Source organism: Parabacteroides sp. PH5-46, assembly GCF_029892785.1.
Taxonomy (GTDB): domain Bacteria; phylum Bacteroidota; class Bacteroidia; order Bacteroidales; family Tannerellaceae; genus DFXE01.
Genome location: NZ_JARXXA010000004.1, coordinates 290,327 through 305,025, shown reverse-complemented (window position 1 = coordinate 305,025; position 14,699 = coordinate 290,327). Strand labels below are relative to the sequence as shown.

The window sequence follows — 14,699 nt, the reverse complement described above, 5'->3', positions numbered from 1 at the left end:
CCGAATTCATTTGGATGTTTTACCACTTTTATTTGGACAATTTGCCGAAATGATCTAAACAAATGACCCTATTCATCCAAATGAAGTTCAAAAACACAAGAAAAAAGCCTCTAAAAAAGCCATTTTCGCCTCAAAATCATCAAAAATTATACTCAAAAACGAATTGACAAAAAGCAGCATTTTTGAATGAAGAATATAGAATAATGAATAAAAAATATACAGAAATCCGTTCTGCGTATTCCGTTCTGCGTGCTGCAAGTTTTCAAAATGTCAAACCCAAACCTCCAAATCCAGCCCATCCTTACAAACAGCCTCCAACACAGACCCGAATAAGCGCTACATTTGATAGCTAAAATATCAGATTGTCATTTACAACCTCTTACTTACAAAATGATATTTACATGCAAAATATTCGTTTATAGACGAAAAAAACGTATATTTACACAAAACATTCGGCTATGGACGAAAAAATTGCATTATTAGGGAAGTATAATTTATGGAACTCCAACCCCCTTGACTGGGGGTATAAACGGAGTGAGTATACCGATAAAATAACAGACTACGTCGGCAATAGGCTTATCAAAGTACTTGTAGGACAAAGGCGTTCCGGCAAAAGCTACATATTGAGACAGGTTGCCAAACAACTCGTAGACAACGGAGTTAAGCCTGAAAACACCTTATTCATTAACAGGGAATTTACCGATCTCGACTTTTTGAAGACCTATAAGGATCTGGATGAACTGATAAAATTGTACAAAAAAGAGCTCACCCCCTCAGGGAAGGTCTACATATTTATAGACGAAATACAGATTATAGAGGGCTGGGAAAAGGTAGTTAACTCCTACTCACAAGACTTTTCTGAGAGCTACGAATTGTTTATTAGCGGATCAAATTCAAAAATGCTCTCCGGAGAACTGGCAACCTTATTATCAGGGCGATATGTTTGTTTTGATGTATTTCCATTCAGCTACTCCGAATATGTAGGAATAACCGAGCAAGCAAAAGGGCGGCAAAGCTATCAGGAATACATGAACAGTGGCGGACTTCCTGAACTATTCATGTTGCAAAAACCAGAACTGAAGCGTAATTATATATCCGCGATTAAGGATACGGTATTGTTACGCGATATCATTCAACGCCATAGCGTACGTGACCCTAAATTGCTCGAAGATGTATTTATCTATCTGGTAAACAATGCCTCAAACCTTATATCTATAACCAACATAGTTAAATACTTCAAAGGACAGGGGCGCAAAACAAGCTACGATGCCATATCAACCTATATAGGATACATCGAAGACACCTTTCTTGTTCATCGTTGCGACAGGTATGACATTAAAGGTAAAGACACATTATCGGGAAATGCTAAATTCTACATAAACGACCTGTCATACAAAAACTATCTTTATCCGGGCTATGGATACGGCTTTGGTTATCTTGTCGAAAACCTGGTCTATCTGGAATTGCGCAGAGCAGAATTTGATGTCTATGTCGGAGCCTTGCGAAATAAGGAAGTAGATTTTGTTGCAAAAAAAGCAGACCGGATTATATATCTGCAAAGTACCTATATGCTTTCCGATGAAACAACTGTTGAAAGAGAGTATTCGTCACTCGAAACAATTGATGATCATTTCGAGAAAGTTGTCGTTTCCTTAGATGAACTCACCATGCCACTACGAAACGGAATCCGTCATATCCAAGCATGGAATTTGAAGGACATTCTTTAGCTTAAGGGTTAAAAAAAATGACACTAAAAAACTCTCATCTATTTGATAAAGAATATGATGATCCCATCCGGAAGCTAACAGAGTTTTAAACCTTATTGTATTTTTCTTTGTTATGTATCTATAGTAAATCTTTTTTTGAACAAACATTGCTTAAAAACAATTAAATCCAATAACTTCGCAGAATAATACAAAAACTAAATACTGACAAATAAAATGAAGAAAAATTTATTATTAGCCCTTTGTGCCATCCTGATTACTGCATGTAGCGAACAAGCAGGATACGTGATTAGTGGTAGTGTAGACAAAGCTGATCTGAACGGAAAAACAGTCTACTTGTACGAAGCTGGCGTACAAGATGCTGAGGCTATCAATAGCGCTGTTGTAGAGAATGGCTCTTTCACCATGAAGGGGGTACAGGATATACCGGCTTTATACACTTTGCGGTTTGACGAAGATGTGGTAGAGTACCAAAGCGCCGGAACGGGTGAAAACGCAGCTTATAGAGCGACTTTTGTGCTTGAAAACGGCAAATTGAAAGTTAATCTTTCCGAAAATCCGTCGGTTACAGGTACTCCTGAAAATGACGCCTTGACGGCTCTTCAGAAAGAACTGATACAACTGAGAACTCCGATGAAAGAGCTTATCGATGGCATGAAGTCTAAAGATCAGGCCATTGCAGAAGCTGCCGAAAAGAAATACGACGAGCTGGACGAAAAAACATCAGCTCTTGTTAAGAAATACATCCAGAAATACCCTAACAACCTGACTGCCGGAAAGTTGCTTAACGATTTCCGTTACAGTTTTGACGAAGATACCCGCCGCGACATCATTAGCAAAGCAGGCGATACATTCAAATCGGTTGCAGGTATAGACAAGATCATCAGCCATCTGGCTGTATTGGAAAAGGTAGCTATTGGCAAGAAATTCACCGATTTTGAGATGCTCGACCCCAAAGGAAAAGCTATCAAACTGTCTGATTATGTAGGAAAAGGAAAAGTAGTATTGATTGACTTCTGGGCATCCTGGTGTCCTCCTTGCCGCAGGGATATGCCTCACCTGGTAGAAGTTTACAAGCAGTATAAAGGTAAAAAATTCGAGATTGTAGGCGTTTCACTAGACCGTACCAACGATGCCTGGGTAAAAGGAATTGAAGAATTAAACATCACCTGGCCTCAGATGTCCGACTTAAAATACTGGCAAAGCGAAGGAGCTGCCCTATACGGCGTAAACAGCATCCCTCACACCGTATTGATAGACGGAGACGGTACCATCCTGGCCAAAAACCTACGCGCAGAAGCCCTGGACAATAAATTGGCAGAAATCATAAAATAAACCGATGACAAAATTACTTTCATATCTACTGATTGCCGTTGCACTTGTTTCGTGCAATGGTCAATCAGGATATGAAATAACCGGAACTGTCGCAAACCTCGACCTCAATGGGAAATATATTTTTATGTATCCTTATGGCATAAAAAATGCCTCACCGATAGACAGTGCACTGGTTGAAAACAGGACATTTACATTTAAAGGAATACAAGACTGTGCCGTATTCCGGGAATTATGCTTCGATATCTACGACGTGCCTTTACAAAGGGTACCGGCTGGCGAAGACTCTCCCTTTACTGTATTGTTTATCCTTGAAAACAGCAAGTTTAAAGCCACACTTGGTGAGTTATCTTTCGTTACCGGAACTCCGGAAAATGATGCCTGGACCGAACTAAGAAAAGAGATAAAAAGAATACGAAAATATAGAAAAACAATTATTGAAAACTCCTATTCAACCGACTCCTTGATAGCTGCTGAAGCAGAAAGACAACACGAGGAAATGGAAGGGCAAATAATCCGGTCTGTTGAAAAATATATTCTCCAAAATCCCAATAAGCTATCTACAGCTAAATTGCTGACAGCCTTCAACCTTAGTTTGTCTGACAGCGTAAAAGGAATTGCATTGACAAAAGGAGATGATCAATTCAGAGCCGTTCCCGGAATAGAGAATATGATCGAACGTCAGATGATATTAGATAAAGTAATGACTGGAAAGCCGTTCGCTGATTTTGAATTAAACGATCCGCAAGGTGTAAAGCACAACTTATCAGAGTATGCAGGAAAAGGCAAGGTTGTACTGATCGACTTCTGGGCTTCCTGGTGCGGGCCATGCCGTGCAGATATGCCACGTTTACAAGAAATCTACAACTCGTATAAAGACAAAGGACTCGAGATTGTAGGTGTTTCACTGGATAGATCGGAAAAGTTATGGATAGAAGGTATTCGGGAACTGAATATCACCTGGCCGCAATTATCAGACCTTCAACATTGGGACAACAAAGCTGCAACTCTCTATGGAGTAGAGGCTATACCCTTCACAGTATTAATAGATAAAGATGGAACAATTATAGCAAAGAATCTGCGAGGTAAAGCACTCGATGCTAAACTGGCAGAGATTCTTAACTAATCAAAAGAAAACAAACATTTAACGGTATGACAAAAGGATTGAAAAAAGCGCTTCTTGCAGTGGGAGCCGTATTAGCACTTATCATTGTTTTGATGGTAGCTATACCATTCTTATTCAAGGATAAAATTAAAACTGCAGTATTAGATGTTGTGAATGAACAACTGAATGCAAAAGTAGAAATTGGTGATTTCGGACTGAACCTATTCTCGAACTTTCCTCATGCAACGGTGTCTCTGTATGATGCTGTTATCTCCGGCACAGGAGCCTTCGAGGCAGATACTCTTCTGCAAGCTAAGTCGGCCAATGTAACGATCGACTTGTTCAGCCTCTTTGGCGACAAGTACGACATATCCAGTATCAATCTGGATAACATCCGCCTGCATGCCAAAGTATTAGCCGACGGACAGGCCAACTGGGATATTATGAAAGAAGACTCGTCTGCCCAAGCCGAAGAACCGGAAACAGAAAGCGCTTTTAACCTAAGCCTTAAAAAGGTAGCAATCAAAAACAGTGATGTTATCTACGAAGACAATACCTCTAAAATGAAGGCCATTCTGAGTAAATGGAACGGTAACATATCCGGAGACTTTTCGGCAGCAGAAACCACTTTGCAAATAGGTAGCAGTATAGACGAAGTAAGCTTTGTGATGGATAATATCCCTTACCTGAACAAAGTTGTGATAAAAGCAGATGCCGGGATAAATGCCGATCTGGAGAACATGAAGTTTACCTTTGCAGAAAGCCATTTGCAGCTGAATGAACTGAAAGCATCTGTCGAAGGTTCGTTTGCTATGCCGGACGATGAAAGCATGGATTTCGACCTGAAACTGAATGCTCCCAACACCCAGTTTAAAGAGATTCTATCTCTGATCCCAGCTATGTACACGGCAGACTTTAAAGACATTAAAACGTCAGGTGTAGCCTCACTCGACGGATATGTAAAAGGCACAATGAAAGGTGAAAGCTATCCGGCTTTCGACATGAAAGTTATCGTTAGCAACGCCATGTTCCAATATCCTTCATTGCCTAAAGCAGTAGACAATATCAACCTCAATATAGCTCTCCAAAGCAAGGGAGGATCCTTGAACAATACGGTTGTAGACATGAGTAAATTCAGCTTTGCATTGGGTGGCAATCCATTCAATGGAAACCTGCGTGTAACGACTCCTATGTCTGATCCGAACATCAAAATGCATGCAAATGGGATAATAGACCTGGGGATGATCAAAGATGTATATCCCCTGGAAACAGGCACAGAACTGAACGGTAAGATAACAGCAGACCTCACATTGGCTACCCGTATGTCGGACATAGAAAAAGAACGCTACGAGGATGTATCGGCCTCGGGCACCCTGAATGTAAACGACATGATTTACAAGTCAACAGAGATGCCGGATGTACTGATACAAAAGGCCGGACTGGAGTTTACCCCCCGCTACGTAAACCTGAACTCATTAGACATAAATATCGGCAAGAATGACCTGTCGGCCAACGGACGCCTGGAAAACTTCATCGCTTACGTGCTGAAAGACCAGACGATAAAAGGAAACCTGAATATCAAATCAAACTACCTGAATGCGAATGACTTTTTAGGTGAAAGTGATACAACGGAAACCGAAACAGCTGCTGCCGACAGTACGGCTACCGCTTCCGATAGTTTTATCATTCCAAAGAATATAGACTTTGCCCTGAATGCCTCTCTGAAAGAGATCAAATACGACAAACTAACGATCTCTAATATGGCAGGAAGTATGTCGGTGAAAGACGGTATCTTAAAACTCAATGATGTAGCAGCTAATACGCTGGGAGGCTCTTGTAAAGTAAGCGGTTCATACGACACGTCTAATCCGGAGAAACCCAAAGTGGATTTCGCTTTGAACCTGTCTAAGGTATCGTTTGCCGAGACCTTCAAGTCGGTTGAATCCATACAGAAGTTTGCTCCGATCTTTGAAAGTCTGCTTGGCTCCTATTCAATGAACCTGAATATCAACACCTCACTTGGAGAATCAATCTTGCAAACCCTAGCCAACCTAACCGGAAACGGGGCCTTGCAGACCAGTGAAGTAAAAGTAGAGAATGTAGCAGCGCTTACGGCTCTGTCGTCGGCTTTGAAGACAGATGCCCTCAACTCTTTCTCCGCGAAAGACCTGAATCTTCCCTTCTCTATTAACGAAGGCAAGATCAACACCAAGCCTTTCAGTCTCAATATAGGGAATGGAGGTGCTTTACTGCTGGAAGGTTCTACGGGGCTGGATCAAAGTATCAATTACAAGGGAACTGTCACCCTACCTAAAGCATTGGCTAACAACTTCATCAAAGATGTTCCCATCACGATAGGCGGTACTTTTACCAGCCCAAAGATAGGACTTGATGCCAAAGCAATAGCCTCGGAAGCCGTATCATCGGTTGCCGGAGAGGCTTTGGGTAAAATAACCGGAAGTGAAGAGCCCGTAGATTTGTCGGAAGAGAAAGCCAAACAGATCGAAAAGCTCAGAGCTGAAGCTGATAATGCCGCCACGAAATTGGTAGAAGAAGCTGAAAAACAAGCGAAAGCATTAGAGGAAAAAGCCGGAAGCAACCCGATAGCTAAAGCTGCTGCCAAAGCCGCCGGAAACAAACTGGTAGAAGAAGCTAAAAAGCAAGGGGAAAAGCTGAGAAACGAAGCCGAAGAGCAAACTAAAAAACTAGAATAATACAACGAAAGAAGAATATATGAGCAAGAAAAAGAAAATCATCATGTCGGTCATTATTGCGCTGATTATTATAGCTGTTGCAGGCAGCATCGCCGGATACTATATACTGCAACCTGACAAGCCCTGGATGGCATTGTACTTAGCCGGTAGTGGAGGCATTATAGCATTCAACTTGCTGGTGATACTCTTTTTTGTCAATAAGAATATGAGAAATTAATGAGCTGTAACGGAGGTAGAGTCCTGTTGCAAGACAGGGCTTGTACTATCCGGAATAGTAAGTAAGGGTTTTCTTCTTCGACGGAATAATTCCGAAAAAGAAGAAAAGTCTTTCTTGTACATAATCCCTATCCCCTGCGTCGTTAGACTCTGTTTGAGATAGCGATACATATCGTTGGCATGATTGTAGGCTTTCAGGCGTATCTCTCCGGTACGGGTCAGCAAGTACTCAATATCAAACTCACCCACAAAAACATTCTTTACGTTCGGGTTATTCTTATACCCGAAGTTTCCATTGATGAGCAGGCGGTTGTCCAGCAACTGGCTGGAAAGTAACATTTCAAACTCCGTCTCGTTAAAGCCTTCCTGGCTGGCACGGATATTTGTTCCGATCTGTACTTTGTCGGTTATACTGTTAAGGATACTCGAAATCTGGGAAGATATGGCAGCCGAGGTTACAGCACTAAACTCATTGTTACGTCCGGTACGATAGATATCTTCTGTATAAAACTTATTTAAAACCAGCAAATAAACGATTTGCCGCGTCATCATATCTTCGGTATTTACATAGCTTTTCACTTTTCGTTCCAGGTCTTCGTTAGAGCCCGGCAGTTCAATATCAAATGATATACCCGGGTTTTGAAGTATACCATCTATTTTAAGCACACAATTGACTGGTACATTGGTACGTGCCGTTTCGGAAAGCAAGCTCTGATCCAGATCACCAATATTAGCCGTCACATTATATACGGCATCGATATTGAGGTTCGCATCATACGGATCGCCCCGGAAGGTAACAGTACTACCCTCCCTTATTTTAAAGTTTTTATAAATAAGCTGTTGCAGGCTGAAGTTATAATTTCCATCCAGGATATTAAATAAGCCATACATTCGCAGGTCGCTCTTGGTTCCGTAATCAATCTGCAGACTACCTGTTCCGAATCCCTTGATTTTATCTCCGGCTGACGGATCCATAATTAACTCAATATTGGCATCAGGAGTAACATCCAGTAGGAAGGTCATTCTGATTTCGGTTCCTTCATCATTCAGGAAAAGCGGCCTGTTGCTCTTTTCTGCCGAATCCGGATTCTCTGCAACAGGCTTACTCTTATCTACAAATGTGATAAAATCATATTCTTCAGCCGAAGAGTTGCTCATAAAATCCAGGGTTACGGATGTTTTGGGCTCACTCCGCATGTTTATATCAAAATTCACAATCTGCTCCGTGCCACTGATACGGGATGTCCCACTTCCGAATACTGTTCCGTATATCAAGGGGTTCTGCTTCTCGCCGGCATCATACACCAGCATATTATTGGCCGAAACATCTGCCAGGAATTCCAACTCCTTAAAATGCTTATGTTTCAATGCCAGATTGACTCTTCCGGTATTGCCAAACTTATCGTAAACCGTAGCATTTTTCACATTGATAGAGCGGGTGTCCATCAGAATAGAATCGGAAAACGTATAATAGGTATTTAGAAAATCAATTCCCAGACCTCCCTCTCTGACATAGGCATCCCCTACTATATTCAACTCTTTGAAAGGCCCGTATAAGTGCACACTACCAAATCCCCTACCCTTAACTCCAGATGCTACATTTTCAAGGAAAGGATGTAGAAAAGCAACATCAATATTTTGGGCATCAAACTGCAACGAAAGCCCTTCCGATTTACCGACAGGAAAGATGTAACCATCCACATCCGTATAGGTAGTATCATCAGCATAGATACGTCCTTCCATCTTGATTCCCTGACGGGTATCATCCCAATAGCTATGTAGGTTCAAGTCGCCCAACTCTACCTGATTAAACGAAAATTGTTGGACATCAAAGTTTTTCGTATGAATAATACGGCTTCCGTACAAATCGCTGACATTAAACAAACCGGTAGCAATACCACCAAACTGAAGTACCGGAATATTCAATACGTCAAAGATATAACTCAGTTCTATTTCACTCAGGTCCAACTGCAATACATCCTCCGGATTCTTCGATATCGCACCATCCAGCATCAGGTGTTGCTCATTGTGTGAAACATAGAAGTTACTGATATTTACTGCTCCGTTCTGAATCGTAATGCCGGCTTCTCCTACATTCCAGATGCTGTCATTAATAATCAGAGAGCTGGCATCAATTCCCAACTCTGTACGAAGGCTCTTTTTCCCATTCTCCGCCACTTCGTCGACAAAGAGGGCGGAAGTAGCAAACATGGCTTCAAAGCGGCGTTCTTTATTATTAGACCAATTAAACAGAGCTGTAATTTTATTCTCCTGAGCATCGGCTTTCAAGTCAAAATGATTGCGTATCCCCTTCTTATTGTAGCTGGTAGCATTCAACAACAGATCGATCTTGTCCTGAGGATTTTCACAGATCAGGGAAGTAGACTCAAACATCATTCCGGCAACAGCGAAATTGGGCAGATCTACCTCAAACTTAAACTTATTCAACAGGTTATCATAATATCCTACAATATTTGTTCGATCTCGTATTGTAAAGGGCAACTTCAGGGTATTAGACAACGTTTCCGTATTTTCAACCGCCAGGGATAGGCGGAAATTATTTTCATGAGTAATCTGTTTCTTTGTAGTAGCGGCAATCAGAGAAGGCAAATAGCCACTGAATGTATTAAACAAACTGGGGATCAAGGTTGAAAAAGAATAAACCCCTGTTACTTCTCCATTCAGCAGATCGGAAGTAATCCGAAGGTTTCTGTCTGACGAATTACCGGAGGCTTCCACCTTTAGTTGTTTCAGGAAAAAGTCAGAGGGAGCGGTATTAATAGTCAGACTGTCAAGCGTTATACTTCCCTCTACGTTATCGATGTTGTCACCAGTAAAGTCAGCTTTCAAAGAGGCAGATATTTCCGGCGCTTCATACTTATCGGTCAGATTCAGGTTGTCGGGACGAAAATGCTGTAAATCTGCCGTAAAATTAAACTTAGAGTTTTTCCCTTCGTGCCGGAATAAGCCCTCTGCATACAAGGTACCGTTCGGGTCATTTATCTGCACAATGCCATCATATCCGTTCCGCTGGAAGTTTCCTGTTAATTGCAAGTTCTCATAGCGATAATTCTGATAGTCAAACTCACTGACCAAGGCATCTACTTTGCCTGTAAAATGGCCTCCGGTAGGCCTTTGCGCATCAATGGAGACATTAAAGCGTACAATACCATACGGATTATCCGGTTCAAAAAGATCGCTAATAAGCAGTTCCGACGAAGAAATAGTTCCTTTCAAATGAGCCGCTATATCCTGCTCTTTGTTGCTACCAAAGAGTATATCTGTTTCTATCGAGCCGATAGCAGTAGACAGCTTTCCATAAGCCACGAGGTTGTCGAAGAAGCCGGATATTTCGCCAGCAAAGTTTATCGTTCCCAGACGGTTGACAGGTTCAGGCAGTATAACAGGATCTTTGCTGAAATTATTCACTAACCCGCTCAGACCTTCATTGGTAATATACATTTTGTTTACTTCCCCAAACAGGTAAGCGTTCTCGGGATGGGTAATTCCTTTTAACGACATTTTCCCGATAAACAACATCTTATCACTATACTTGAGGGTTAGACGTTTCAGGTTAATATCATTTATAAACCCATCTGCCTCAGCGGATATTTCAACATGATCGGTAAAGTTCCTGAAAGCCGGAACAAACATAGAAAGCTCTTTCAGGTATATTTGAGAAGGTATGATATCAAGGGTAAGGGGCGCTTTATTCAGTAGTTCCTCCAGGTTATTTACTTCAGCAATATTAATATTGGCCCGGTTTATCTTCAGGTCGGTTTCCGGTAGTTTTATTTCAAAATTATGGATGTATGCACTATCCTGATTAGCAATTACATTTAAGGATAGTTTATCCAGTTCAAAACCGGAACTCTCTTCAAAGCTCAGTTTCTTGATATTCGCATTCAAGCTGTCCTGGTTAAAGGATTTAAGGGTTATTTTGGCACTGATATTCTTTATATCAACATGTTTGGGATTGAATCTGTCGGGGGTTCGGTTTTCACTTAACACATCATAGCTGAAATTCCCCTTTCGCAAAAGAATCGAATTAAACTGCAAATCAATATTCGGAGATTTTTTAGTCGTATCCCGGCTGGCAAAGGCATCTATCACAAATTGAAGGTTCAGAGTCGATTGCGGCGTCTCCTTTTCCAGATGCACCGTAAAGCCAAATAAGCGGACTGTAGTAAACAGAAGTTTACCCCGGAATAGTGGCAGCAGTTCAAAACCTGCAGTCACGTGATTTGCTTCGAATAGTACCTCTCCTTTCTCGTCTTCCAGATAAAGATCACTTAAAACCAGGCGATTCAACCATTCGATATCTACTTTCCCAACGCGTACAGGTACGTTCAGGCGGTTGGATAATTCTGTTGTTGCAGTATCTGCCACTTTTCGCTGAATGTAAGGAATATTCAGTAAGATGACAGGGATAGCGTAGAATATCCAGAAAAAAGTAAATAAAACAACGACTATGTATTTTAATCCTTTAATCTCTTTACGTTATTTTTATGCACAAAACTACAACAATATCAGCATAGATTTCGTTATTTTGCATTAAAAAAGAAATAAATGAGTATAACGATTTTAGGAATAGAATCATCTTGCGACGATACTTCGGCTGCCGTTATCCGTGATGGGGTCATGCTGTCTAACGTAATTGCCGGGCAGGCTGTGCATGAGGCATATGGTGGAGTAGTGCCGGAACTTGCATCCAGAGCCCACCAGCAAAACATTATTCCGGTAGTGTCCGAAGCCTTGAAAAAGGCAGGTATAGACAAGTCCGAATTAAGCGCTATTGCCTTTACCCGTGGCCCTGGCCTGATGGGATCATTGCTTGTTGGCACTTCTTTTGCCAAGGGTTTATCTGCCTCTTTACATATTCCGATGATAGAAGTCAACCACCTGCAAGCACACGTGCTGGCGCACTTTATCAAACAAACACCGGAGGATGTAGATCAACCCTCATTCCCTTTCCTGTGCTTACTGGTATCAGGAGGCAATTCGCAGATTATCAAAGTAAACAACTATGATGATATGGAGGTAATCGGACAAACCATCGATGATGCTGCCGGCGAAGCCTTCGACAAATGTGCCAAAGTGATGGGATTAGGTTATCCCGGAGGGCCTGTTGTCAACAAACTGGCCAACGAAGGAAACCCTAAGGCTTTTACGTTCAGCAAACCGCATATTCCCGAGTACAACTACAGTTTCAGCGGTTTGAAAACCTCCTTTCTGTACACCTTGCGCGACAAATTGAAAGAAGACCCCGACTTTATAGAGAAGAATAAACAAGACCTATGCGCGTCTTTACAAGCGACGGTTGTAGACATCCTGATGAACAAACTGCTTAAAGCTTCAAAGGATTTGAAGATAAAAGAAGTAGCCGTTGCTGGAGGTGTTTCGGCGAATACCGGACTGCGGGATGCGTTTCACGATTACGCCAAACGCTATGGCTGGAAGATACACATTCCTCCTTTCTCTTTTACAACAGACAATGCCGCAATGGTAGCCATATCAGGCTATTACAAATATATAAACAAAGAGTTCTGCCCGATGGATGCAGTACCATTTTCAAGAGTTACGATCTAACAAACCAAAGGATATGAATGTACAAATAATAACGATTGGCGACGAGTTGCTGATCGGACAAGTAGTGGATACCAACTCGGCCTGGATGGGTCAGGAGCTTAACAAAGAAGGCTTTCAGGTGATCTGGAGAACAGCTGTTGGAGATGTGGAGAAAGACATGCTGGAAGTGATTGATGCCGCCATGAATCGCGTACAGATCGTACTAATAACAGGCGGTATTGGCCCTACGAAAGATGATATCACGAAAAAGACCTTGTGTAAATATTTCGACTCCGGCCTACATTTCTCGGAAGAGGTATATCAGAACATCGAGCAACTATTCAACAAAACAGGGCGGGTTATCAACGAACTGACACGCGATCAGGCATTGGTTCCCGACAAATGTACCGTTATCCAGAATAAGGCGGGAACAGCTCCCTGCAGCTGGTTTGAACGAGACGGAAAGATACTCGTATCCATGCCCGGAGTACCATATGAGATGAAGTGGTTGATGACAAATGAAATCATCCCCCGCTTGAAAAAAAGATTCCATCAAGATGTCTTTATCCGCCACCAAACTACTTGGGTAAGTGGTTATTCGGAATCTGGGCTGGCGATTGAACTTACTCAGTTTGAGGAAGAATTGCCTACCTTCATCAAGTTAGCCTACCTGCCTCAACCAGGCTTGATCCGCCTGCGCCTGTCTGTTTATGCAGAGAGCAAAGAGCAAGCCGAATTGTCCATCAAAGAGCAAAACGAAAAACTTCACAAACTACTAAACGGACATATCCTGGCCGAAGAAGACACCCCCTTAGAAGAACTGATAGGAAAAGCACTTTTAGAGAAACAACTAACCATGGGAACAGCAGAAAGCTGCACCGGCGGACGCATTGCCAGTATGCTGACCTCCATACCCGGTAGCTCACGCTATTTTGTAGGAAGCATCGTTTCATACAGCAACGAAGTAAAACATAATGTGTTAGGAGTATCCAATGAAGACTTGGAGAAATACGGAGCCGTCAGCCAACCGGTAGTAGAACAAATGGCTCTGGGAGCCATCCGGGTATTAGGCTGTGATTGCGCAGTAGCTACTTCCGGAATCGCCGGACCCGACGGAGGAACTCCCGAAAAGCCCGTAGGAACCGTATGGATAGCCGCAGCCTACAAAAACAAAGTGGTATCCGAATGTTACCACTTTACCAATATCCGCGAAATGAACATCGCCCGCACTGCCAACACAGCGCTCCTAAAACTTCTTCTAACGATTAACGGTTAACTATTAACCGTTAATCATTAAAAATTATTCCTCCCCTTCTTTCATGTTGTGGAAGACGTTTTGGACGTCTTCGTCTTCTTCGAGTTTGTCGATCAGTTTTTCTACTGACTCGCGTTGTTCGGGGGTGAGTTCTTTTACGTCGTTGGGGATGCGGAGGAATTCGGCGCTATTGATCTCATAGCCATTTTCTTCCAGGTATTTCTGGATGGCTGAGTTTTGAGCAAATTCGCCGTATAATACGATTTCGTCCTCGTCTTCTTCTACCTCATCTACGCCATAATCAATCAGTTCCAGTTCGAGATCTTCCAACGATACTTCGTCTTTCTTTACGATATGGAATACGCACTTGTGGTCGAACAGGAATTCCAGGCTACCGGAGGTGCCCAGCGAGCCGCCATGCTTGTTGAAGTAGCTACGCACATTGGCTACCGTACGGGTCGTATTATCGGTTGCCGTTTCTACAAAAACAGCTATACCAAAGGGGCCGTAGCCTTCGTAATTCATCTCCTTATAGTCGGTATAGTCTTTTGATGTAGCTTTTTTAATGGCACGTTCTACATTTTCTTTCGGCATATTTTCCTTCTTCGCCTGTTGCATCAACACACGCAGACGGGGATTACTGTCAGGATCAGGCCCTCCGGCCTTGGTAGCGATTGTTATTTCCTTTCCTAACTTTGTAAATACGCGGGCCATATTACCCCAGCGTTTGAATTTCTTTGCTTTGCGGTATTCAAATGCTCTTCCCATCTTATTTGAATTGTTAA

Annotated in this window: 9 protein-coding genes; 7 read left to right on the top strand and 2 right to left on the bottom strand. The window is 42.2% G+C overall.

The features are described from left to right. The first annotated feature begins 458 nt into the window (after positions 1 to 458). The 5 genes from M2470_RS06165 (at position 459) to M2470_RS06145 (ending at position 7,092) form a co-directional block, all read left to right on the top strand. On the top strand, positions 459 to 1,727 hold the full coding sequence (locus tag M2470_RS06165; protein ID WP_280744165.1) for an ATP-binding protein: 1,269 nt from the start codon (positions 459 to 461) through the stop codon (positions 1,725 to 1,727). Positions 1,728 to 1,940: 213 nt separating this feature from the next. After that, entirely contained in the window at positions 1,941 to 3,059 is a 1,119-nt protein-coding gene (locus M2470_RS06160) for a TlpA disulfide reductase family protein (RefSeq protein ID WP_280744164.1), read from the top strand. A 4-nt stretch (positions 3,060 to 3,063) separates the two neighbouring features. Further along, positions 3,064 to 4,182 (top strand): AhpC/TSA family protein, encoded by a 1,119-nt coding sequence (locus tag M2470_RS06155; RefSeq protein ID WP_280744163.1) that lies wholly within the window; start codon positions 3,064 to 3,066, stop codon positions 4,180 to 4,182. A 26-nt stretch (positions 4,183 to 4,208) separates the two neighbouring features. Beyond that, the gene (locus M2470_RS06150) at positions 4,209 to 6,875 is read left to right on the top strand and encodes an AsmA family protein (protein WP_280744162.1); all 2,667 of its coding nucleotides are present in this window, start codon (positions 4,209 to 4,211) and stop codon (positions 6,873 to 6,875) included. Positions 6,876 to 6,894: 19 nt separating this feature from the next. Beyond that, on the top strand, positions 6,895 to 7,092 hold the full coding sequence (locus M2470_RS06145; RefSeq protein ID WP_280744161.1) for a hypothetical protein: 198 nt from the start codon (positions 6,895 to 6,897) through the stop codon (positions 7,090 to 7,092). On the opposite strand, the gene M2470_RS06140 is transcribed toward M2470_RS06145, so the two are convergent. Next, entirely contained in the window at positions 7,089 to 11,480 is a 4,392-nt protein-coding gene (locus M2470_RS06140; protein ID WP_280744160.1) for a translocation/assembly module TamB domain-containing protein, read from the bottom strand. The two genes, M2470_RS06145 and M2470_RS06140, sit on opposite strands and share 4 nt — an antisense overlap. 180 nt (positions 11,481 to 11,660) lie before the next feature. Between M2470_RS06140 and tsaD the strand changes: the two genes are divergently transcribed. Next, complete coding sequence (gene tsaD / locus M2470_RS06135; RefSeq protein ID WP_280744159.1) at positions 11,661 to 12,680, top strand: tRNA (adenosine(37)-N6)-threonylcarbamoyltransferase complex transferase subunit TsaD; 1,020 nt, start codon at positions 11,661 to 11,663, stop codon at positions 12,678 to 12,680. 13 nt (positions 12,681 to 12,693) lie between these two features. Next, positions 12,694 to 13,935 (top strand): competence/damage-inducible protein A, encoded by a 1,242-nt coding sequence (locus M2470_RS06130; RefSeq protein WP_280744158.1) that lies wholly within the window; start codon positions 12,694 to 12,696, stop codon positions 13,933 to 13,935. Between the two features lie 24 nt (positions 13,936 to 13,959). Here M2470_RS06130 and M2470_RS06125 read toward each other — a convergent pair whose 3' ends face one another. After that, a complete protein-coding gene (locus tag M2470_RS06125; protein ID WP_280744157.1) occupies positions 13,960 to 14,682 on the bottom strand; it encodes a YebC/PmpR family DNA-binding transcriptional regulator in 723 nt (240 codons plus the stop codon). Positions 14,683 to 14,699: the final 17 nt, after the last annotated feature.